This is a genomic window from Duganella margarita (genome assembly GCF_009857535.1).
GTDB lineage: Bacteria > Pseudomonadota > Gammaproteobacteria > Burkholderiales > Burkholderiaceae_D > Rugamonas > Rugamonas margarita.
The window spans coordinates 52686-74103 of record NZ_WWCS01000012.1 but is presented as its reverse complement, the minus strand read 5'-3'; the positions used below and the strand labels follow the sequence as shown (position 1 = coordinate 74103).

Sequence of the window (21418 nt, the reverse complement as noted above, 5' to 3'; positions counted from 1 at the left end):
ATGCTTACCGGGCTGCACGTCAAGTGAGCGCCGCCAGCAGCAGAGTGAAATCGACCGGCTTGGTCAGGTGCTGGTCGAAACCGGCGGCGCTGGAGCGCGCCTTGTCGGACGGCGTGCCCCAGCCGGTCAGCGCGATGATGCGGGCGCCGGCCATCCCTTCCATGCCGCGCAAGGCCAGCGCGGCGTCGTAGCCACTGATGTCGGGCAGGCCGATGTCGAGGAACACCACCTGCGGCAAGTGCGCGGCCGCGCTGCTGAGGGCCGCCGCGCCGCTGTGCGCCACCTGCACTTGATGGCCGCTGAATTCCAGCAGCGCACCCAGGGTTTCGGCGGCGTCGACGTTATCGTCCACCACCAGCACCCGCAGGCCGCTTGCCTGTGGCGCAGACGCCGGCGCCAGCACCGGCTGCTCGCCGGCCAGTTCCTGCTCGGGCAGCGGCAGCCACACCGTAAAGCGGCTTCCCCGGCCCGCGCCATCGCTGTCCGCAAGCACCCGGCCATGGTGCAGCTGCACCACTTGCCGCACCAGATTCAATCCCACGCCCAAACCACCCTGCGCCATCTGCTGGCCGGCCGGCGCCTGCGCGTACATATCGAACACCGACGACAGCAGCTGCGGCTCGATGCCGATGCCGTTGTCCGACACCGTCAGCGCCAGTTCACGATCCGCCACGCGTGCGGACAGTTCGATGCGGCCGCCGCTCGGCGTGTACTTGGCCGCGTTATTCAGCAGATTACTCAGTACCTGCGCAATGCGGTGACGGTCCACCTCCAGCATCAGCGGCGCCGTAGGCAGACGCAGCGACAACTGGTGCGCGCCCTTGGTCATCAGCGGCGTGCTGATTTCCACCGCGTCGCTGACCACATCGGCCAGCGGCACGCGTTCATGCCGCAGCGTGACCTTGCCTTCGGCCAGCCGCGCGATATCGAGCAGGTCGTCCACCAGATGCACCATGTGGTCCACCTGCCGCAGCATCATGCCTTGCAGGTCGCCGGCTGCGGCGCCTGCCGGCCGCGCCGCCATCAATTCCAATCCGGCGCGGATCGGCGCCAGCGGATTGCGCAACTCGTGCGCCAGTGTGTAGAGAAATTCGCTCTGGCGCTGGTTCTTCTCGGTCAGTTCGCCGGCCAGGCGCTGGAGTTTCATCTCCGCCTGCTTGTGGTTGGTGATATCGAGGCTGATGCCGTCAAAGCGGGTTGGCTGGCATTGGTCGTCGACGTCGCACCAGGCCACAGCGCGCAGCCAGCGCGGCGCCGTATCGGTATCGGCGGCGCCGGCGACGCGGAACTCCACATCGAGCGGCACGCCGTCGCGCAGGGCACGCGTGATGCCATCCGCGAGGCGGTTGCGATCTTCATGGTCCACCACTGACAGCAGCTGATCGATCGACATCGTATCCTGTCCTGCCAGGCCAAGGTGCACCGCCATCTGCGGATTGATGCGCAGCGCGTCGAACGGCGCATCAGCGTGCCACACGCCGATATCGCCGGCGCCGGCCACACGCGCAAAGCGCTCCTGCAGCATCTTGCGCGTGTTAATGTCAATGACGGTGCCGACAAAGCCGGCCGGCTTGCCGTCGTCGCCCGTGCGCGGCATGCCGGCGTCGATGCACCAGCGATAAACGCCGTCATGACGGCGCAGCCGCAGGTCCGCCGAATACGGCATGCCGGCCGCGCAGGCGGCATCAAAGGTCTGACGCACCCGCTCCTTATCGTCGGGATGCACGTTCTCCAGCCAGCCGACGCCCAAGTCCTGCTCCGGCGTGCGGCCGGTGTAGTCATACCAGCGCTGGCTCAGATAGGTGGTCTGGCCATCGGCGTCGGTAGTCCACAGGATCACCGGCGAGGCGTCGATCAGCGCGTGGAAATAAGCCTCGCGCTGCATGCCGTCCTGCCGCTGCTGTTCGCGCTCGCGCGCCAGCGTGACCTGGCGCAGCACCCGCGCCAGCAGCTCGTTGGTGGAGAATGGCTTGACCAGGTAATCGTCAGCCCCGGCCTGCAAGCCTTCGATCTTCGCTTCCTCGCCGGCGCGCGCGGATAGCAGAATCACAGGCAGATGTCGCACGGCTTCGGTGGCGCGAATGCGGGCGATCAGGCCGAAGCCGTCCAGCCTTGGCATCATCACATCGCTCAGCAGCAGGTCGCATGGATACTGCAGCAGATGCGCGAAGGCCGCTTCACCGTCGGCGCTGACGGTCACGTCGGCGTGCGCATCGAGCAGCGATTTGAGATAAGCGCGCATGTCGTTGTTATCGTCGGCGATCAGGATGCGCGGGCGTTGCTGCTGCGGCCCGGCCGCCTCGTCGTCGCCATGGTTCAGGCGTGCGGCTGGTTTGTTCTGCTCTTCATCCGGCAGCCAGCGCAGCGCCTCCTCCACAAACGCGGCGCCGGTACGCGGCGTGCCGCTGCTGGCCAGTGCGGGATCGGCATCCACCGCCACCACGCGCTCCGCCGGCAAATGCGCATGGCCGAACGGCAGATCGACATCAAACTGCGTGCCTTCGCCCACCACGCTCTGCACCGCGATCTGGCCGCCGTGCAGGCGCACCAGTTCCTGGATCAGCGCCAGGCCGATGCCGCTGCCTTCGTAGGTGCGTCCCGGCGCGCCTTCGATGCGATGGAAACGCTCGAAAGTACGGGGCAGCTCATGCGCCGGAATGCCGCCGCCGGTGTCGCGCACCGACAGCCGCACCATGCCCGCGTGTTCGCGCAGCGTCAGCGTCACTTCGCCGGCCAGCGTAAATTTAAAGGCGTTCGACAGCAGGTTAAAGACGATCTTCTCCCACATATCGCGGTCGACATACACCGCTTCCGCCAGCGGCGGCAAGTCCAGCGTGTAGCGCAAGCCGCCCTTGATCATGGCCGATTCGAACACGCCGGCCAGTTCCGCCGTCAGTTGCGCCAGGTCCACCGGCTGGTAGCTGGCCTGCACGCGGCCAGCCTCGATACGCGAAAAGTCCAGCAGCGAGTTGACCAGCTTAAGCAGGCGCAGTGCGTTGCGGTGCGTGGTTTCGATGCGGCGCCGCTGTTCCGGCGACAGGCCGTCGTTGGCCAGCGCGTCATCCAGCGGACCGAGAATCAGCGTCAGCGGCGTGCGGAATTCGTGCGAGACGTTGGAGAAAAATGCCGTCTTGGCGCGATCGATGCGCGCCAGTTCCTCGGCCCGCCGCTGTTCCTGTTCATAGGCAGTGACGTTGCCGACGGCGGTATTGAAGGCAGCATTCAGCAAGGCGTAGAAGTTGCGGTACTCCTCATCGACCGCGCGCCGCGCGCTGACGCCGGCCACCAGGAAGCCGAACACCTCCTGCTGGCCCGGCAGGCTGACCGGCAGCACCAGCGCGGAATTGGGCGCTTCTTCATACGGACCGCACGGCGTAGCGCCGAAACGCGCCGCCACGCCGTCGACCTGCAATGCCTTGCCGCTGGCCGCGACCTGGGCGAACGGCCAGCATGCGTCATCCATCGGCGTGTGTTGCGGCGCCAGCGCGCTGCCGGCGGCGATGCCGGCGCTGCCGCGCAGCTGCAACTGGCCGCTGTCCTCGTCGCGCTGGTAGAACAGCAGGAACGGCACATCCAGCGACAGCTGTTCGTATTGGCCGGCCAGATCGCGGCCGATGTCGTCCACCGTGCGCGCATCGACGATCGCGGCGCTCAGGTCGCGCAGGCTTTGCGAACGGCGCGCGTTCAGCACCTGCGCGGTGGTTTCGGTAATCGGGTGGAAGATGCCGCCCACCTCGCCCGATTCGTCGCGGATCGGCGAGAACGAGAAGGTCATGAACGCTTCTTCCAGATAGCCATCGCGGTCCAGGAACATGCGCTGGTCCTTGATATAGGTGCCCTCGCCCTGCTGCGCGCGGTCGAACTTGTCGCCGACCACCGGCAAGGCCGTGGCCCAGCACACCTTGAACGGCTCGCCCATCGACGCCGGATGCTTGCCGCCGCAGATCGGGCGGTAGGCGTCGTTATAAATCTGGATGTATTCGGGCCCCCACGCCACCAGGATCGGGAAGGTCGAAGACAGGCACAGGCTGACCGTGGTGCGCAAACTCTGTGGCCAGGCATCGATCGGTCCCAGCGCCGTGCGCGACCAGTCGATGGTGGCAATCAGGGCCGCCATCTCGCCGCCGCCGGCCAGCCAATTGATATCGGACGAAGTATGAAGCGGCGCAGAGGATGGCATAGAAAAATAAACGGTCAATGGAACCAATTATTTTACGCGACAACATCGACCGTGCGCCGTACTTTTTGCTCAGGCCTCAATAATCGGCGCAAAGCGTGGCACGCGTTTGCCGTCCACTTCGACTTCCTCGAAGAACACGGCGCGCGGACGGCACCAGATGCCGCCGTTGGCGGCGCGGTAGACGATCAGCGGCGTCAGATCGGCCTCCATCGTGGCTTCGCAGACCAATTCGTACTCGCCGCCTTTGTAGTGCCGGAATCGCATGGTGTATCTCCCTGGAATAAAAGACGGCATTCTACCTGCCGCCGCGCTAGACAGGTCATGTAGTACCGAGTGTTGGTAGTGCTGATCGACTTGTGCCACCTGCGCCTCGTCCATCTCGGCTTTGGGATCGGCCAGTTTGCTGAATTTGGCGATCATCTGGCCGACGGTCGGCAGGGCCGCGCGATCCAGTTGCGAATCCGGGCTCCACAGTTTGGCGCGGTTGATGGCTTTGCCGCAGTGGAGTAGCACTTCGTCGATGTCCACCACGGTGACGGTTTTCGGCACACAGCCGCCTTCGCTGAACTGTTCTAGCAGCGCCGCATCGGTCGATACCCGGCCACGACCGTTGATGCGCATGAACAGCTCCAGTCCGGGAAAGATGAACAGCATGCCGAGCCGTGCGTCGTGGTCCGGATTGCGTAGCGACTCGATACGGTTCTTGCCGGGGCTGTCGGCGAATGCATGGCGCCAGCGCGCCCGCCTGTTGCGCTCGCTGGAACTGCTGGCGCAAGACGTGCCGGTGCGGACCGTAGCGCTGGACCTCGGCTACTCCACCGCCAGCGCCTTCATCAACCTGTTCAAGCGCGCCTTCGGCGAGCCCCCCTCCGCCTACCGCCGCTATCTCTGACCTTACCAGGCGATGGCAGACTTTCCTGAGGGGTGGAGCTGATGAATTGGCTGCGTAAAACGTATCACATATTTTTCATTAGCCGGCAGCGTAAAAGCGCGGTCCTCCTTGATCAGTTGCAGATCTGGGATAGCCGGCGTGGCAGCGCGCACCACCATGCCGATTCCCGGACCATCGTAGTTTCCGAGTTCGTAGGTATCGCGGTTATCCAACTGGCAGCTGATAACCGTGATTACAGCCCGCGCAGTGAGGGCAGACAAGTCCTGCCATTTAACATGCCCTAAAAAACGGCAACGCCCGGCAGCAAAAACCAGATCCTGGCCTTCAGGCTCCAGCGGTGAGGCGTTGGACAATGCAACTTGGTCGCCCATTTGCTCCAGGCTGTCACGGCTCAAGCTAGGGCGGGCAAACACATACGCCTCCACAAACTGCGCGCTTGACAGCGTTGTCGTAATCCCCTCCATCTTCGCGCGGTTGATCTGCTGCTCCAACGCATTGGCACCCGGAATCACAACCGTGCGTTCAGCACCGAGATTTATCTTATAGCCGGCGAACAAGCCCATAGCAAGCGTCAGCGCCGCTACGCATCCCGCCACGGCGTTCCGTCTCCACCAGCCAACCGCTTTTCCGCGCTTGTCCAGATGTTTTTCTGCGGTTGCCACCAGCGCCTCCAAACGTTCAAGGGGAAGAGCGGCAGCCATTTTGATCATCTCGGGGATAGAAATGACGTGGATAGCGGGTTTAAAAAGGAAACCGTCAGCGCTGAGGAATCGTTTCTTTTCATCGTAATCGGGCTTTGCGCCAATAATGAAGAAGTAAATCTCGTCATATTTGTTATGCAGATTTTTCTCAAAGAACTGCTTTAGCGTCTCATCAATTTTGGCGCGATCCTGCCTGATCGTAACTTGCGCACACACCGGAGGGGGGGTGTCGTCATCTAAATCGATTGTGTCGGCATTGGCACGCCGAGTGTTAGTACTTTTGAATGCGCGCGTCAGGAGGATATTGACAATGTCACGGCAGAACGGCTCTGACAAGACGGCGCGATCTAACAGATTCGCTTTCGCAAGTGAGCGTGTTCTGTTTTCGTGCAGCCAAATACGATCTGTAAATCTTTTTATCAGTTCATCGACGTTCGACATTGAACAAATTTACTTAATAGCGATTCAACCATCCTATCATGATCTCAGCGACCGCCGCCGCTATCTCTGAACTGCTAAACTTCCGCCATGAATACGCCGACCATTACCCAATTCCGCCTTCAGTCCCCGCCGCCCGAATACGACTATCCGCGTGAAGAGCGCCGGCTGGAGGGCAATCCGCGGCGCACGACCTGGAATCATTTCACCAGCGCCAGCAACGAGGTTAACGCTGGAATCTGGGCCTGCGAACGCGGCAGCTGGCGCATCGCTTTCGCCGAAAACAAGGACGAGTATTTCTATGTGCTAGAAGGCCGTTGCCGCGTCATCGACGAGTATGGCAACGCCGCCGAAGCCGGACCCGGCGACGCCATGGTGATCCCCTCCGGGTTCAAGGGGGTGTTTGAGGTGATCGAACCGGTCCGCAAGCACTATGTGATTATCGAGGCGGCGCAGCGCGTCCAGGGCGCGGTTCCTGGCGACGGTGGCGCGCAACCTGATCAAGGAACGATGGTCACGAACAGGTAGACCGCAAAAATCGTCAGCAAGATCGTACCCTGCATGATCGTGGTCCGGCCGCCGGTCAGCGACAACGAGGTGACGATCAGCGACAGCAGCAACAGCACCGTGGATTTGATGTCGATGCCCAGCGTCAGCGTCCAGCCGTTCATCAATGCGACAATCGCCACGCAGGGGATCGTCAGGCCGATGCTGGCCAGGGCCGAACCGAGCGCCAGATTCAGGCTGGTTTGCAGGCGGTTGGCGCGCGCGGCCTGGAAGGCGGCGATGCCTTCCGGCAGCAGCACCACGGCCGCGATGATGATCCCCACCAGCGCTTTCGGCGCACCCATCTTTAGCACTGCGGCTTCCAGTGACGGCGACAAGGACTTCGCCAGCAACACCACGGAGCCAAGGCAAGCCAGCAGCAATGCGCCGCTGATCCAGGCCATGCGCGACGAGGCCACCGGCGCATGCTCATCCTCGGCGGCCGCGCCTTCCTGTGGCAGGAAATATTCGCGATGCCGCACCGTCTGCACCAGCACAAACGTGCCGTACAGGACCAGCGAAATCACCGCGATAAAAATCAGCTGGCTGCTGTTGTAGGATGGGCCCGGTGTGGTAATGGTGTAATTGGGCAGCACCATGGTCAGCACCGAAATCGCCGCCAGCGTCGCCAGCGCGGCCGACACGCCGGTGGCCGTAAAGCTTTGCTCGCCATGCCGGCCGCCGCCCGCCAGCAGACACAGCCCGACCATACCGTTCAGGATCAGCATCACCGCCGCATACACGGTATCGCGCGCCAGCCCGGTCGTTTCGGCCCCGCCCGCCACCATCAGCGAAACGATCAGCGCCACCTCGATCGAGGTCACCGCCACCGCCAGCACGAGTGTGCCGAACGGTTCACCGATCTTGTGCGCCACCACTTCGGCATGGAACACCGCCGCCAGCACGCCGCCGAACAAACAGGCGGCCAGCACCACCAGCATCAGCACCGACGGCGCGCCATCCCCGCCGAACAGCGACTTTCCGCCGATAGCCAGCCACCCCAGCACGGGTGCAGCGATGGTCCAGATAGGGAGAGAGGCTTGTATCTTCATGTGCGAGGCTCACTGTGGTAACAGCGGCAACCTTAGCACAGATAGCAGACTTTTCGGGTTCAGGATTCCAGTCGCCGGGCGATGGCGATCAGCCGCGGGCGGACTTCGTCCAGCAAATATTCCTGCGAGATGCTGGACGACGGCCCGCCGCAGTTGATCGACATGCGCTGCCCGCCCGAGATCGGCATGAAGCTGACGGCGATGCCGTTGATGTCCTGCTGCCATTCGCCGAACGAGGTGGCGCAGCCGAAGTCCGCCTCATCGTGCAGCGCGCGCGCCACGCCTTGCCGCATGCTGTCGTAGACCGTGTCATCCAGCTCCCGGCTGCGGCTGAGTATTTCCTGGCGCTCCGCTGCCGACGCCTTGGCCAGATAAGCCCGCCCGATCGCCGAGGCCGCCAGTTGCAGCCGCGCGCCGACCTGTAGCGACAACGACAACGCCGCCGTGCTGCGGCACACATCCACATAAATCATTGACAGCCGGTCGCGTACGGCGATGGCCACCGTGGTGCCGGTCGAATCGGCCAGCGCCTGCATCATCGGCCGCGCCAGTTCGCGGATATCCAGTCCTTGCAGCATGGTGCTGCCCAGCCGCAGCGTAGCCGTGCCCAACACGTATTTGTGATTGGCGTCCTGTGCCAGATAGCCGAGCCGGGTCAGCGTGTAGGTGATGCGGGTGATGGTCGACTTCGGCAAGCCGCAGCGCTCGGCGATCTGCTGGTTGCTCAGCCCTTTATCGGCCACGCGGAAGCACCCCAGCACCTCGAGACCACGCGCCAGTGCCGTGATGAAATACCGTTCTTCGAGACCTGCCTGCATCGCCATTCCCTGTTGTAAAAAAACCATTTGCCCGGCCTTTAAAAATGCCGTACGCTCGTGCTATTCCATTTTACACAATACAGTTTCGCACAGCAAAACTAACTATAATGATGGAGACACGATGGAGTTATTCCTGCAACAGGTCCTCAATGGACTGACGTTGGGCGGCGTCTATTGCCTGGTGGCGCTGGGCCTGACGCTGGTCTACGGCATTCTGCATGTGCCCAACTTTGCCCATGGCGCTTTCTACATGGCGGGGGCATATGCCGCCTTCTTCCTGATCGACCGCCTGGGTTTCCACTACTGGCTGGCGATGGCCGGTGCCGCGCTGGCTGTGGCGTTGCTGTCCGTGCTGGCGGAGCGGCTGGTGTTCCATCCGCTGCGCAATGCTCCCTACCTGCATCACATGATCGCGTCGATCGGCATCCTGCTGTTCCTGGAATCCGGCGTGCAGGCGCTGTGGGGTGCGGACTTCCATCGCATGGCCACGCCCTATTCCCAGATCCTGTCCTTTGGCGATGTCACCCTGCCGGCGCAGCGGTTGCTGATTATCGTGGCGGCATTTGTGCTGGTGCTGCTGTTGCAGCTATTCCTGAAAAAGACCATCACCGGCGCCACCATCGTCGCCATGGCGCAGAACCGTGACGGCGCGGCGCTGGTCGGCATCGACGCCAACCGCGTGGCGATGCTGACTTTTGCCATCGCCGGCGTGCTGGCTGCGATGGCTGCGGTGCTGTATGCGCCGATCAACCTGGTCTACAGCTCGATGGGCCATCTGGTGATTACCAAGGCCTTCGTGATTATCGTGCTGGGCGGCATGGGCAGCGTGCCGGGTGCGATTGCCGGCGGGCTGATCATTGGCTTTGCCGAGTCCTTCGGCGCGTTCTATATCTCCACTGATTACAAGGACATCATCGCCTTTGTGCTGCTGGTGGCGATTTTGTCGCTGCGTCCGGAAGGCCTGTTCCGCAAAGGAGCGTACTGATGAACGCCAAAATCGGCTGGAGCGCGCTGCTGGCGCTGGGTCTGGCCTTTCCTTTCATGGCCGGCAACGATTATCACCTGACCGTGATGTCGACCGCCTACATCTATGCGATTGCCACCGTCGGCCTCAACCTGATCACCGGCTACACCGGCCAGTTCAACCTGGCGCACAGCGGTTTTATGGCGGTCGGCGCCTACACGGTCGGCATCCTGACCGTGGATTACCAGCTGCCGTTCTGGGTCGCGTTTGCATTGTCCGGCGTGGTGGCGGCCGGCCTCGGCTTCTTCATCGGCCTGGTCTCGCTGCGCCTGAAGACGCACTTCTTCTCGATCTTTACCATGTGCGTCGGCTACATCATGTTCCTGCTGATCGAGAAATGGGACAGCCTGACCCACGGCAGCGGCGGCATCGTCGGCATTCCGGCGCCGGAGTCGGTGTTCGGCCTCGACTTCGCCGAGCCGCGCACCCAGTACTATCTGGTGCTGCTGTTCCTGGCGCTGAGCATGTGGCTCATGCACCGCATCGTCAACTCGCTGCTGGGCCGCACTTTTGTGGCGATCCGCAACGGCGACGAGCTGGCGCAGGCGCTCGGCATCAACCTGATGCGCAACAAGCTGCTGGCCTTCATGCTGTCGGTGTTCTTTGCGGGACTGGCGGGCGGACTGTATGCCGGCTATGTGCGCTTCCTCGGCCCCGAGCTGGCCAGCGTCGAGCATACCTTCGACATGACGATGTATATGCTGATCGGCGGCATCGGCACCATGGCCGGTCCGCTGCTGGGTGCGATCGGCATGCCGTGGCTGACGCAGCAGTTGCAGTTCCTGCAAGACTACCGCTTCGTGGTGTTCGGCCCGATGCTGGTGGCGCTGGTGATCTTCCTGCCGCATGGCATCGTCGGCACGTGGATGGCGCGGCGCAAGCGCAAGGCGGCGCAACAGGCGGCCGCGCCGCCGGTGCCCCTGGTCACCAGTGAAGGAGTCAGCCGTGCTTGAACTGACTTCCGTGACCAAACGCTTCGGCGGGCTAACCGCCGTCAATGGCATCAGCGTCGGCTTCGAGCGCGGCACCATCAACGCCATCATCGGGCCGAACGGGGCCGGCAAGACCACCTTCTTCAATCTGATCAGCGGCGCGATGCCGCTCAGCGAGGGCCGCATCGTCATCGATGGCCGCGACGTCACCGGTCTGCGCGCCGACCAGATGGCGTGCATCGGCGTCGGCCGTACCTTCCAGTCCACCACGCTGTTCGACAACGCCAGCGTGGTAGACAACCTGATCGTCGGCCACCGCCTGCGCACCCGATCCAACCTGTTGGACGTGATAGTCGGCACCCGCCGCCTGCGCGACGAGGAAGCCGCCTGCCGCCGCAAGGCCCGCGAGGCGCTGGATTTCGTCGGTCTGGCGCACATCGAGGCGCGGCTGGCCGGCGACATTTCGCAGGAAGAGCGCAAACGCGTCGCCTTCGCGCTGGCACTGGCCACCGATCCTACGCTGCTGTTGCTGGACGAGCCAGCCGGCGGCGTCAATCCGGAAGAGACCGTTGGCCTCGCCGACCTGATCCGCAAAATGAAGCGCAGCGGCCTGACCATCTGCCTGATCGAACACAAGATGGACATGATCATGAACCTGGCCGACAAGATCCTGGTGCTGAACTACGGCGAAAAGATCGCCGAAGGCACGCCGGCCGAAGTGCGCGCCAACCCGGTCGTCATCGAAGCCTACCTCGGGAGCGACCATGCTCACGCTTGACAAGGTATCGCTGCTCTACGGCAACTTCCAGGCGCTGCACGGTGTCGACATCCACGCCGACGAGGGTGAACTGGTGGTGCTGCTTGGCGCCAACGGCGCCGGCAAAAGCTCCATCTTCCACGCCGTGAGCGGCTTGCAGCGCGCCAGCGGCGGCAGCATCCGCTTCGGCGGACGAGAACTGGTCGGCCGCAAGCCGTCGCAGATTGTCGAGGATGGCCTGGTGCATTGCCCGGAAGGCCGCAAGCTGTTCCCGGGCATGTCGGTGCTGAAGAACCTGACGCTGGGCGGCTACGTCCACCGGCGCGACGGCAAGGGCAGCCAGCGCCTGCTCGATGAAGTGTTTGCGCTGTTCCCCATCCTGCATGAAAAGAAGGACTGCCCGGCCGGGTCGCTATCCGGCGGCCAGCAGCAGATGGTGGCCATCGGCCGCGCGCTGATGGGCCGGCCCAAGGCGCTGCTGCTGGATGAACCGTCGCTCGGGCTGGCGCCGCTGGTGGTCAGGCAGATGTTCGAGATCATCGCCCGCATCAATCAAGCCGGCACCACGGTGCTGCTGGCGGAACAGAACGCCTATGCGGCGCTGAATATCGCCAGCCGCGCCTACGTCATCGAACAGGGCCGGATCGTCCTGGAAGGAAGTCGTGAAGAATTGCTCGGCAACGAGCAAGTGCGCAAGGCCTATATCGGCGCCTAGCATTGTGGTCATACTTATAATGAAGGAGACGTACCATGTACCAATTCCCCCGCTTCAAAGCAGTAGCGCTTGCGCTGAGCCTGGCCGTCGGCGGCGCGTATGCGCAGGACACCATCAAGATCGGCTATTCCGGCCCGCTGAGCGGCGGCGCCGCGCTGTACGGTAAGAGCGTGCTGAACGGCATGCAGATGGCCGCTGCGGAAATCAGCGCGGCACCGGTCGAGATCGCCGGCAAGCGCTACAAGGTCGAGATCGTCGCACTGGACGACAAGTACAACCCCAGCGAAACCGGCATCAACCTGCAACGCCTGGTGCAGCAGCACCAGACCGCCGCCGTGCTGGTGCCGCATTCTGGAGGCGTATTCGCGGCGCAGGCCGCCAATGAAAAACTGAAGGTACTGCTGCTGGCCTACACCAGCCTGCCTGCCGCGACCGAGCGCGGCAACAAGCTGACGGTGCGCATTCCGCCCGACTTCACTACTTATATCTCGCCCTTCATCAAGGCGGCGATGAGCAAATACGGCAAGAACGTGGCGCTGGCCCAGGCCGATCACGACTACGCCAAGGCCTGGTCAGCCGCCTTCAAGCCGGCGTGGGAAGCGGCGGGCGGCAAAGTGGTGGCGGATAATCCGATGTCATATAACAAGGCGGCCGACTTCTACAGCGGCGTCAGCCGCGTGATCCAGGCCAAGCCGGATGTGCTGTTCATCGGCGGCGCGTCGGAACCGACCGCACTGGTGGCCAAGCAGGCGCGCGAACTGGGCTTCAAGGGCGCGTTCATCGTGCTGGACCAGGCCAAGCTGGACGAGATGGCGAAGATCACCGGCGGTTACAGTACGCTGGAGGGCGCGGTCGGCGTGATGCCGATGAGCGGCGACGACCGGCCGGATGCGGTCGCCTTCACCTCGCGCTACCGCAAGCTGAACGAGGGCAAGGACCCCAGCAGCGAAGTGGCGCTCAACTACACCGCAGTGCACGCCACCATTGCAGCGATGAAGCTGGCCGGCACCGTCAGCGACGCCACCGCCATCCGCGCGCAGATGGATCAGGCCTTCCGCAAGCTGCCGGGACAATACAATCCGGCCAGCGTGGAAGGACTGGACGCCAAGGGCGGTTCCATCGTCAACGCCATTGTGGCGTCGGTGGAAAACGGCAAGCTGAAAGGCCAGCTGCTGCGCTCTAGCGCCGCCGGCCAATAGTTCTGCGCAATTGCGGGCATCCTCACTGCGCTGGCTTGCAAGCGGCGCATGGATTCCCGCGTGTGCGGGAATGACGTCAGAGGCCCTTGAACGCCACCGTCAGCATGTGCTGCACGATGGCGTCATCGCTCATCTTGCTGAATTTGCTCAGGAATTCCACGGCGGGATCGCAGGTGCGGGCATAGTAGCTGAACAGGATCACGTCGCTCGGCAAGGCGGCGTTCAGGTCGCCGTCCTTCTGCGCCTGCTTGACCAGCCCTTCCAGCTGGCGGTTCAGCTTGACCACGCGCAGCATGTATTTGACGTTGCGCATCAACATATCCCGCACATGCGGGCTGGTCGACGGCAGGAATGGCAGGCCGCCGGCCAGCCGCACCCGTAGCGCCCACTCCAGCAGGGCCGACAGTTTCTGCACCGGCGTCAGCGTTGCATCCATCGCCGCCATCTGATCGATGGCGCCGTCCAGCAGGCGGATCAACGCCTCGCCCACCAGTTCTTCCTTGGATTTGAAGTGCTTGTACAGGCTGGGTTTGGAGATGCCAACGGCGCCCGCCACATCGTCCATGGTCATCAAGTCATAGCCCTTGCTGCCCAGTACCGAGGTGGTCGCGTCCAGGATGGCGCTCTCGCGCAGTTTAAACGCCTGGTCTTTGAAGCTGAATTTGGAGAGAATACTCATTGGTACGTTTCGCTACTAATCAGTAGCGTTTCTGATTTATTAGTAGTAATATTAGCACACCGGTAGATAAACAGGCGATCATCCGCCCAAAACAACCATGCAAACGCAACGCAAGCAACGCATCGCCATCGTCGGCGCCGGCATTTCCGGCCTGGCCGCCGCCTACTTCCTGCAGCGCCGGCACGACGTGGTGCTGTTTGAGGCCGGCAGCTATCTGGGCGGCCATGCCAATACGGTGGACATCCAGGTCGAAGGACAGCATTGCGCCGTGGATACCGGTTTCCTGGTGTATAACGAGAAAACCTATCCGAACCTGATCGCGCTGCTCGATGAACTCGGCGTGCAGAGCATCGCCAGCGATATGTCGTTTGGCGTTTCCATGGACGGCGGCGCGCTCGAATGGGCCGGCACCAATCTCGACACGGTGTTCGCCCAGCGCCGCAACGCGCTCTCGCCGGCCTTCCTCGGCATGCTGCGCGACATCCTGCATTTCAACGGCCATGCCGAGGAATTCCTGTTGCGCAGCGCGGCCGATGGCGCCACGCTGGGCGAACTGCTGACACGCCAGGGCTACGGCCGCCTGTTCCGCGATGGTTACCTGCTGCCGATGGCGGCGGCCATCTGGTCCAGCTCGCCAAGCGACATCCTGGCGTTTCCGGCGGCGACCTTCCTGCGTTTTTGCCTGAATCACGCGCTGTTGCAGGTCAACGACCGGCCGCAATGGCGCACCGTACGCGGCGGCTCGCGCAACTACGTGCAGGCGATCGCCGCCACGCTGGCCGATTACCGGCTGAAGACACCGGTGCGGTCGCTGCGCCGCGTCGACGGCCAGGTGCTGGTCGAGACCGGCGCGCAAACGGAAATCTTTGACGCGGTGGTCTTGGCCACCCATGCGCCGGCCACGCTGGCCATGCTGTCCGACGCCAGCGCCGATGAGCGCGCTATTCTGGGCGCGGTGCGCTACCAGCCCAACACCGCCTGGCTGCACACCGATGCGCGCCTGATGCCGCAACGGCGCAAGGTGTGGTCGGCATGGAACTATCTGTCGACGCACCAGACGGATGGCAGCCGCCCGGTGTGCGTCAGCTACTGGCTGAATCAGCTGCAAAGCCTGCCGTTCAGCACGCCGGTAGTGGTCACGCTTAATCCGCCGACCCCACCGGCGGCCGATACCGTGCTGGCGCGCTTTGAGTACGATCATCCGATCATGGACCAGCCGGCCATCGACGCCCAGCAGGCGTTGGCGCGCATCCAGGGCACAAACGGCCTGTGGTATGCCGGCGCGTGGACCGGCTACGGCTTCCATGAAGACGGCTTGAAATCAGCGCTGCGCATCGCCGCCGCCTTCGATGCCGCGCCCGCGTGGATGTCGCTGCCATGAAGTCGCCAGCCGCCCAACTGGTGCACGCGCGCGTGATGCATGCGCGCCTGCGGCCCGTCTTTCACCGCTTTGTCTACCCGGTGTTTTATGTGCGGGTGAATCTGGCGCGGCTCGACGATTGCCAGTCGCCATGGTTCGGCATCGACCGCCGCCGCCCGTTGTCGATCCGCACCCGCGACTACGGCCCGCGCGACGGCAGCGATCTGCAACAGTGGATGCGCGCGTTGCTGGCTACGCACGGCATCGAGGCCGATGGCGAAATCTGGCTGCAAACTTTCCCCCGCGTTTTCGGCTACGTCTTCAATCCGGTCAGTTTCTGGCATTGCCATGACGCCGGCGGCCGCCTGCGCGCGGTGCTGGCCGAGGTCAACAACACTTTCGGCGAGACGCACCGCTATCTGCTGCAACTGGACGGCCACGCCCACGGCGCTTGCCAGAAGCAGATGCACGTGTCGCCGTTCTGCGAGACGCGCGGCAGTTACCGCTTCCGCTTCCGCCTGCAGGCCGAGCTCGCCCATGCCGCCATCGATTATCACGACGAGCAGGGCTTGCTGATTCGCACCACCCTGTCCGGCCAGGCGCAGCCGATGAGCAGCGCCGCAGCTGCGGCCGCCCTGGTGCGCTATCCGCTGCTGGGAATCGGCATCGTTTTTCGCATTCACTGGCAAGCGCTGCGGTTATGGCTGAAGGGCGTGCCCTTCTTCGGCAAGCCGCCGCGTTCCCTTCCCCATATTACCGTTCACCAGGAGCCGCTCCCATGAGTCAAACGCTGTCGACCACCACGCAGGGCGCCCCCGCCGCCGCGCGGGTGTTCCTGAATCTGCTGGGCCGCCTGCGCCACGGCCATCTGGAACTGATCACGCCCGACCATACGCGCATGGTATTTGGCAACGCCCATGCCGGCCCCGCCGCCTCGCTGGAATTGCATGACTGGCGCGCCTGCGGCCGCATCCTGCGCGCCGGCGACATCGGTCTGGCCGAAGCGTGGGCCGCCGGCTGGATCAGCAGCCCGGATCTGGTCGCGCTGCTGCGATTGGCGCTGAAAAACGAGGCGGCGCTGGAGCCGGCGCTGTTTGGCGGTGTGCTGGCGCGCTGCTGGTATCGCCTGCGCCATTGGCTGCGGCCGAATACCCGCAGCGGCAGCCGTCGCAATATTCACAGCCACTACGATATCGGCAACGATTTCTACCGGCTGTGGCTGGACCCGAGCTGGACTTATTCAGCCGCCATCTTCGACGGCGACTATAGCCAGCCGCTGGAGCAGGCGCAGCACCGCAAATACCAGCGCATCATCGACACGCTGGGCCTGCGCGCCGGCGACCGCGTGCTGGAAGTGGGCTGCGGCTGGGGCGGCTTTGCGGAACAGGCGGCGCGCCAGGGCATCCAGGTGCACGGCGTAACGATTTCGCCGTCGCAGCTGGAGATCGCACGCCGCCGTATCGATGTCGCCGGCCTGGGCAAGCTGGCGCAACTGGAGCTGCGCGACTACCGCGACATCGACGGCACCTACGACGCGGTGGTGTCGATTGAAATGTTTGAAGCGGTAGGCGAACGCTACTGGTCGGAATATTTCGACACGCTGGCGACGCGCCTGAAACCCGGCGGCCAAGCGCTGGTGCAGTCGATCACCATCGACGAGCGCCACTTTGAGCGCTATCGCAGCACGGCGGACTTCATTCAGGAGTACATCTTCCCGGGCGGCATGCTGCCCAGCGTAGCGCGGTTTGAGCAGCACGCCGCCGAAGCCGGCCTTTGCTGCACGGAACATTTCGGCTTCGGCCGCGATTACGCCGAAACCCTGCGCCGCTGGCGGGCCGCCTATCACGCTACCGCTGTGCAATCGAGCGCACTCGGCCTGGACACCCATTTCATGCGCATATGGGACCTGTATTTCGCATACTGCGAAGCTGCATTCGACGAGGGCCGGACCGATGTTGTTCAATTCCATTTGCACAAAGCCTGACCGCCGGCGCCTGCTGCGCGCGGCACTGCTGGCCGGCGCCGCGTTCAGCCTGACTGCGGCGGCGCAGGCCATGGGCGCTGTCATGAGCGTGAGCGCCGGCGCAAGCGGAGTAGCGTCAGCCCCCGGCGCCGCGGCCAGCGCGACCGCCGCCGACGCAGCGCCGTGGCGCGCCACGCTGCCGCAAGCACAAGCACTCGGCAGCGGCGACATGACGTGGTTCGGCCTGCGCATCTACCGCGCCACCCTGTGGTCGGCCAGCAAGCCGTTCGACGCTGGCCAGCCGTTCGCGCTGCAGCTCAGCTACTACCGGCATATCAGCCGGCAGCGGCTGGTATCCACCAGCATGGATGAAATCCGCCGCCTCAGCCGCGCGCCGATCCCGCCCGCCACCCTGTCGCGCTGGGAAGCACTGCTGACATCGGCCTTTGTCGACGTCAGCGAGGGCGACGAACTGATTGGCGTCTACCAGCCAGGCCGTGGCATGCAGCTATACGACCGCCAACGCCTGCTCGCCGACGTGGACGACGACGCCCTCGCCCGCGCCTTCTTCGACATCTGGCTCAATCCAGACAGCCGCGACCGCAAACTGCGCCAGCGCCTGACGGGAGCCACGCCATGAGCAACGCCGCCTACGGCCTGCTAGGCGCACCGCTGGCGATGGCGGCGCTGCCGCTGTTCGTGCAACTGCCAGCCTACTACGCCACCCACCTCGGCATGGCGCTGGCGCCGCTGGGCGTCGTGCTGTTCGCCGCGCGCCTGATCGACATGCTGCAAGACCCACTCCTGGGCCATCTGCTGGACCGCGCGCCGGCCCGGCGCCGGCGCTGGATGACGCTCGGCGCCGGCGTGCTGGTGCTGGCATTTGCCGCGCTGTGGCTGCCGCCATCCAGCGTGCCCACCGGCGCCTGGCTGGCGCTCATGCTGGTGATCGCCTACGGCGCGCACAGCCTGGTCAACATCGCCTACCTCGCGTGGGGCGCGCAGCTGAGCGGAACGCTCGGCGCGGTGGCATGGCGCGAAGGCCTGGGACTGGCCGGCATGCTGACAGCCAGCCTCATTCCTGCCGCCATTCTGGCCGGCGACCCGGCGCAGGTTCGTCCCCGCCTTATCGCCTACAGCCTGGCGTTCGCACTGGTCACGGCGATTGCCATGCTGGCCCTGCTGCGGCGTGCGCCGGCCGCACCGCAACGCGAGGCGTCCGCCGGCTGGCGTGATACCTGGCGCGCACTGGCCGGCAACCGTCCACTGCGCGCGCTGCTGCTGCCGTATTTCCTGAATGCGTTGTCGGTCGCAATACCGGCAACGCTGGCGCTGTTCTACATCGCCGATCAACTAGGGGCGCCACAACTGTCCGGCATCTTCCTGGCCTGCTATTTCGGCGCCGCCGCCTGCGGTCTGCCGGCCTGGACCGCGTTGGCCCGCAAATGGGGCCCGCTGCGCTGCTGGCGGCTGGGCATGCTGCTGTCGGTGGCCGGCTTCTGCGGCGCCGCCATGCTCGGCAAAGGCGACCTGATTGCCTACGCAGCAGTATGCATCGCCGCCGGCGCCGCGCTGGGCGCCGACCTGGCGCTGCCGCCAGTATTGCTGGGGCAAGCGCTTGGCGACCGGCTCGGCGCCGGCTTCGGCCTGTTCACCCTGCTCGGCAAACTGGCGCTGGCCGTCGCCGGCCTCACGCTGCCCTTGCTGGCGTGGCTGGACTACATTCCCGGCCACGGCGGCGGCGCCAGCCTGGTGGTGGCCTACGCCGTGCTGCCCTGCCTGTTCAAACTGCTGGCGATGGCCGCATTGGGCCGCTTCACCACCTCCGTATCATTCACCACCGGGAGTACCACATGAAACGCTGGATTCCAACTTTGCTGGCAGCCCTGCTGGCCGGCTGCGCCGGTCCCGATGTCCAGCAATACCGGGCGGCGACGCCCGCGCTGGACCCGGCCGAGTACTTTGGCGGCGTCACCGACGCCTGGGGCATATTCCAGAAACGCAACGGCGAGGTGACCAAACGCTTCCATGTTGAAATTACCGGCAGCCGGCAGCAGGACACACTGGTGTTGGACGAACGCTTCCGCTACGACGACGGCACCACCCAGCAGCGCGTCTGGCGGCTGGTGCGCGACGGCGGCGACAATGGCGAGCAACGCTGGCGCGGTACGGCGGCCGACGTCAAGGGCGAGGCCCAGGGTACGGCGGCGGGCAACGCGCTGCGCTGGCAATACACATTGCTGCTGCCGGTCGACGGCACCACTTACGAAATGCAGTTCGATGACTGGATGTTCCTGATCGACCGCTGCACCATGATGAACCGCGCCAGCATGCGCAAGTTCGGCATCGAGTTCGGCCAAGTGACGCTGACCTTCCGGAGGCGCGGATGCAACCCTTGAATACCCCTGTCCGCGACTGGGCGGGCCTGCGTGTATGGCTGATCGGCGCTTCCAGCGGCATCGGCGCGGCGCTGGCCACGGAAGCGCTGCAGGCCGGCGCCCGCGTCGCGCTGTCGGCGCGGCGCGCTGAGCGCCTGCAAGCGGTCGCCGGCGAGCACCCGCAGGCGCTGGTGGTGCCGATCGACATCCTCGACCGCGACGCCTGGAGCCAACGCCACGCGCACATTTGCGACACCTTCGGCGGCGTCGACCTGATCATCTTCTGTGCCGCCGACTACCGGCCGGAACGCAGCTGGGAAGTCGATCCGAAGCGCGCCTCGCAGATGCTGGAAACCAATCTGGGCAGCGTCTATACCGGCCTGGCCACCGTCCTGCCGGCGATGCTGGCGCGCGGCAATGGCGGCATCGCCATCGTTGCCAGCGTCGCCGGCTATTTCGGACTGCCCAACGCCAGCGTGTACGGCCCCACCAAAGCCGCGCTGATCAACCTGGCCGAGTTACTGTATGTCGACTTGCGGCCACGCGGACTCAGCGTCTACCTGATCAATCCCGGCTTCGTGCAGACGCCGCTGACAGCCAAGAACGAATTCACCATGCCGGCCCTGCAAACGCCAACCGAAGCAGCGCGCGCAATCCGCCACGGCATCGCCGCCGGTCGTTTTGAAATTCACTTCCCGCGCCGCTTCACCCTGGCGATGAAGCTGGTGCGCTGGCTACCTTACCGCCTGCGATTCCCTTTGGTGTCACGACTGGTTCGGCCATGATCGACAAGCTGGAGCCGCTGCTCACCTGGTACGCCGCGCTAACGCCGCACAACCTGCACCGGACAGCGGAGTTTTACGCCGTCGACGCCCACTTCCGCGACCCGTTCAACGACGTGCGCGGGGTCGGTGCGATCGAAGCCATCCTGCGCCATATGTTCGAGCACACCGACCACCCGCACTTCGTTATCGGCGAGCGCATCGTGCAAGCGGAACGGGCGTTTGTGACGTGGACGTTTGTCTGCACGCTGCGCGGGCACACATATGAAATCGCCGGCGGCACGCATTTCCACTTCAACGCCGACGGTCTGGTCACGCTGCACCGCGATTATTGGGACGCCGCCGAAGAACTGCTGCAGAAGCTGCCACTGGTCGGCGCGCCGATCCGCTGGCTGCGGCGGCGCTTCGCCGTTAAAGTGGCTTAAGCCCAGCGGTTGGCGACGAACCAGCCGGCAGTGGCCGCCGATGCCGTCAGAAAGCCGCCCCAGGCGATATCCGCCAGCGACAGTCCCAGCGGCCATACCTTGAGGATCGAATAATTGGTCAGGTCGTAGGTGCCGTAGGCGATCAAGCCCAGCACCAGGCCGTGCAGCGCCGCCGTCTGCCAGCTGATGGCGCGCAAGCCGGGCGCCACCGCCAGGAACACCACCCCGACCGCATACACCAGATAAAACGCCGCCGCTGCCGCGATGCGCGGCTGCGGCAGCATCAAGTCGCCCAGCGCCTCCTTGTAGGCGGACGCCATGTACAGGCCGATCCACAGTGCGTCCAGCACCAGCAGCACCAGCAAGGCGCCGCCGTACGCAAACAACCATTGCTGCACACTCAGTGCCTGAACTTGGGCGGAAGCGGACATTGGAATTCCTCAATCACGGATAGATGAGCCCATGGTAGCCGATATCGGTGCCGGCGTTCCGTCTGCCATTGCACATTTCATCCCTTTGCCCTCCTGCAGCATTTAGCGAGATGCTTTACAATCGGCCGCAAGTTCAGCCAAGAGAA

Annotated in this window: 22 protein-coding genes; 15 read left to right on the top strand and 7 right to left on the bottom strand. The window is 64.3% G+C overall.

Annotation, left to right across the window (positions count from 1 at the left end; genetic code table 11):
* Nucleotides 1-19: 19 nt before the first annotated feature.
* On the bottom strand, nucleotides 20-4117 hold the full coding sequence (locus tag GTP55_RS18600) for an ATP-binding protein (RefSeq protein ID WP_161046341.1): 4098 nt from the start codon (nucleotides 4115-4117) through the stop codon (nucleotides 20-22).
* A 132-nt stretch (nucleotides 4118-4249) separates the two neighbouring features.
* Complete coding sequence (locus GTP55_RS18595) at nucleotides 4250-4444, bottom strand: DUF1653 domain-containing protein (protein ID WP_161046455.1); 195 nt, start codon at nucleotides 4442-4444, stop codon at nucleotides 4250-4252.
* Nucleotides 4445-4832: 388 nt separating this feature from the next.
* Between GTP55_RS18595 and GTP55_RS29885 the strand changes: the two genes are divergently transcribed.
* Complete coding sequence (locus GTP55_RS29885; protein WP_229258038.1) at nucleotides 4833-5072, top strand: helix-turn-helix domain-containing protein; 240 nt, start codon at nucleotides 4833-4835, stop codon at nucleotides 5070-5072.
* A gap of 2 nt (nucleotides 5073-5074) precedes the next feature.
* Here the strand turns inward: GTP55_RS29885 and GTP55_RS18585 are convergent, their stop codons facing one another.
* Nucleotides 5075-6214 carry an SMEK domain-containing protein gene (locus tag GTP55_RS18585; RefSeq protein WP_161046339.1) on the bottom strand — a complete coding sequence of 380 codons (1140 nt, stop codon included), beginning with the start codon at nucleotides 6212-6214 and terminating at the stop codon, nucleotides 5075-5077.
* 87 nt (nucleotides 6215-6301) lie between these two features.
* Between GTP55_RS18585 and GTP55_RS18580 the strand changes: the two genes are divergently transcribed.
* Nucleotides 6302-6739, top strand: a complete 438-nt coding sequence (locus GTP55_RS18580) for a cupin domain-containing protein (RefSeq protein WP_161046338.1) — start codon at nucleotides 6302-6304, stop codon at nucleotides 6737-6739.
* On the opposite strand, the gene GTP55_RS18575 is transcribed toward GTP55_RS18580, so the two are convergent.
* The gene (locus GTP55_RS18575) at nucleotides 6712-7809 is read right to left on the bottom strand and encodes a calcium:cation antiporter (protein WP_161046337.1); all 1098 of its coding nucleotides are present in this window, start codon (nucleotides 7807-7809) and stop codon (nucleotides 6712-6714) included. The two genes, GTP55_RS18580 and GTP55_RS18575, sit on opposite strands and share 28 nt — an antisense overlap.
* A 59-nt stretch (nucleotides 7810-7868) precedes the next feature.
* Nucleotides 7869-8627, bottom strand: a complete 759-nt coding sequence (locus tag GTP55_RS18570; RefSeq protein WP_229258037.1) for an IclR family transcriptional regulator — start codon at nucleotides 8625-8627, stop codon at nucleotides 7869-7871.
* A 121-nt stretch (nucleotides 8628-8748) separates the two neighbouring features.
* On the opposite strand from GTP55_RS18570, the gene GTP55_RS18565 reads away from it, so the two are divergent.
* From GTP55_RS18565 to GTP55_RS18545, 5 genes are read left to right on the top strand one after another with little or no spacing between them, the layout of a single operon-like run.
* Complete coding sequence (locus tag GTP55_RS18565; protein WP_161046336.1) at nucleotides 8749-9612, top strand: branched-chain amino acid ABC transporter permease; 864 nt, start codon at nucleotides 8749-8751, stop codon at nucleotides 9610-9612.
* Complete coding sequence (locus GTP55_RS18560; RefSeq protein WP_161046335.1) at nucleotides 9612-10604, top strand: branched-chain amino acid ABC transporter permease; 993 nt, start codon at nucleotides 9612-9614, stop codon at nucleotides 10602-10604. The genes GTP55_RS18565 and GTP55_RS18560 overlap by 1 nt, the downstream gene beginning before the upstream one ends.
* Nucleotides 10597-11361, top strand: coding sequence for an ABC transporter ATP-binding protein (locus GTP55_RS18555; RefSeq protein ID WP_161046334.1), 765 nt, complete (start codon nucleotides 10597-10599; stop codon nucleotides 11359-11361). The genes GTP55_RS18560 and GTP55_RS18555 overlap by 8 nt, the downstream gene beginning before the upstream one ends.
* Nucleotides 11348-12055, top strand: coding sequence for an ABC transporter ATP-binding protein (locus tag GTP55_RS18550; protein ID WP_161046333.1), 708 nt, complete (start codon nucleotides 11348-11350; stop codon nucleotides 12053-12055). The genes GTP55_RS18555 and GTP55_RS18550 overlap by 14 nt, the downstream gene beginning before the upstream one ends.
* A 35-nt stretch (nucleotides 12056-12090) precedes the next feature.
* Nucleotides 12091-13254 carry an ABC transporter substrate-binding protein gene (locus GTP55_RS18545; protein WP_161046332.1) on the top strand — a complete coding sequence of 388 codons (1164 nt, stop codon included), beginning with the start codon at nucleotides 12091-12093 and terminating at the stop codon, nucleotides 13252-13254.
* Between the two features lie 76 nt (nucleotides 13255-13330).
* On the opposite strand, the gene GTP55_RS18540 is transcribed toward GTP55_RS18545, so the two are convergent.
* Nucleotides 13331-13933, bottom strand: coding sequence for a TetR/AcrR family transcriptional regulator (locus GTP55_RS18540; protein WP_161046331.1), 603 nt, complete (start codon nucleotides 13931-13933; stop codon nucleotides 13331-13333).
* A 97-nt stretch (nucleotides 13934-14030) separates the two neighbouring features.
* Between GTP55_RS18540 and GTP55_RS18535 the strand changes: the two genes are divergently transcribed.
* The 8 genes from GTP55_RS18535 to GTP55_RS18500 are packed head-to-tail and all read left to right on the top strand — an operon-like array spanning nucleotide 14031 to nucleotide 20841.
* Nucleotides 14031-15314, top strand: a complete 1284-nt coding sequence (locus GTP55_RS18535; protein WP_161046330.1) for an NAD(P)/FAD-dependent oxidoreductase — start codon at nucleotides 14031-14033, stop codon at nucleotides 15312-15314.
* Entirely contained in the window at nucleotides 15311-16075 is a 765-nt protein-coding gene (locus GTP55_RS18530; RefSeq protein WP_161046329.1) for a DUF1365 domain-containing protein, read from the top strand. The genes GTP55_RS18535 and GTP55_RS18530 overlap by 4 nt, the downstream gene beginning before the upstream one ends.
* Nucleotides 16072-17277 (top strand): SAM-dependent methyltransferase, encoded by a 1206-nt coding sequence (locus GTP55_RS18525; RefSeq protein WP_161046328.1) that lies wholly within the window; start codon nucleotides 16072-16074, stop codon nucleotides 17275-17277. The genes GTP55_RS18530 and GTP55_RS18525 overlap by 4 nt, the downstream gene beginning before the upstream one ends.
* Nucleotides 17246-17896: a chalcone isomerase family protein gene (locus GTP55_RS18520; protein ID WP_229258036.1), complete on the top strand. Its 651-nt coding sequence runs from the start codon at nucleotides 17246-17248 to the stop codon at nucleotides 17894-17896. Before GTP55_RS18525 ends, GTP55_RS18520 begins: the two co-directional genes overlap by 32 nt.
* A complete protein-coding gene (locus GTP55_RS18515; RefSeq protein WP_371868385.1) occupies nucleotides 17833-19113 on the top strand; it encodes an MFS transporter in 1281 nt (426 codons plus the stop codon). Before GTP55_RS18520 ends, GTP55_RS18515 begins: the two co-directional genes overlap by 64 nt.
* Nucleotides 19110-19655 (top strand): DUF3833 domain-containing protein, encoded by a 546-nt coding sequence (locus tag GTP55_RS18510; RefSeq protein ID WP_161046326.1) that lies wholly within the window; start codon nucleotides 19110-19112, stop codon nucleotides 19653-19655. Before GTP55_RS18515 ends, GTP55_RS18510 begins: the two co-directional genes overlap by 4 nt.
* A complete protein-coding gene (locus tag GTP55_RS18505) occupies nucleotides 19643-20419 on the top strand; it encodes an SDR family NAD(P)-dependent oxidoreductase (protein WP_161046325.1) in 777 nt (258 codons plus the stop codon). The genes GTP55_RS18510 and GTP55_RS18505 overlap by 13 nt, the downstream gene beginning before the upstream one ends.
* Nucleotides 20416-20841: a nuclear transport factor 2 family protein gene (locus GTP55_RS18500; RefSeq protein WP_202423776.1), complete on the top strand. Its 426-nt coding sequence runs from the start codon at nucleotides 20416-20418 to the stop codon at nucleotides 20839-20841. Before GTP55_RS18505 ends, GTP55_RS18500 begins: the two co-directional genes overlap by 4 nt.
* On the opposite strand, the gene GTP55_RS18495 is transcribed toward GTP55_RS18500, so the two are convergent.
* Nucleotides 20838-21272 carry a DUF2177 family protein gene (locus GTP55_RS18495; RefSeq protein WP_202423775.1) on the bottom strand — a complete coding sequence of 145 codons (435 nt, stop codon included), beginning with the start codon at nucleotides 21270-21272 and terminating at the stop codon, nucleotides 20838-20840. The genes GTP55_RS18500 and GTP55_RS18495 overlap by 4 nt on opposite strands.
* Nucleotides 21273-21418 lie beyond the last annotated feature (146 nt).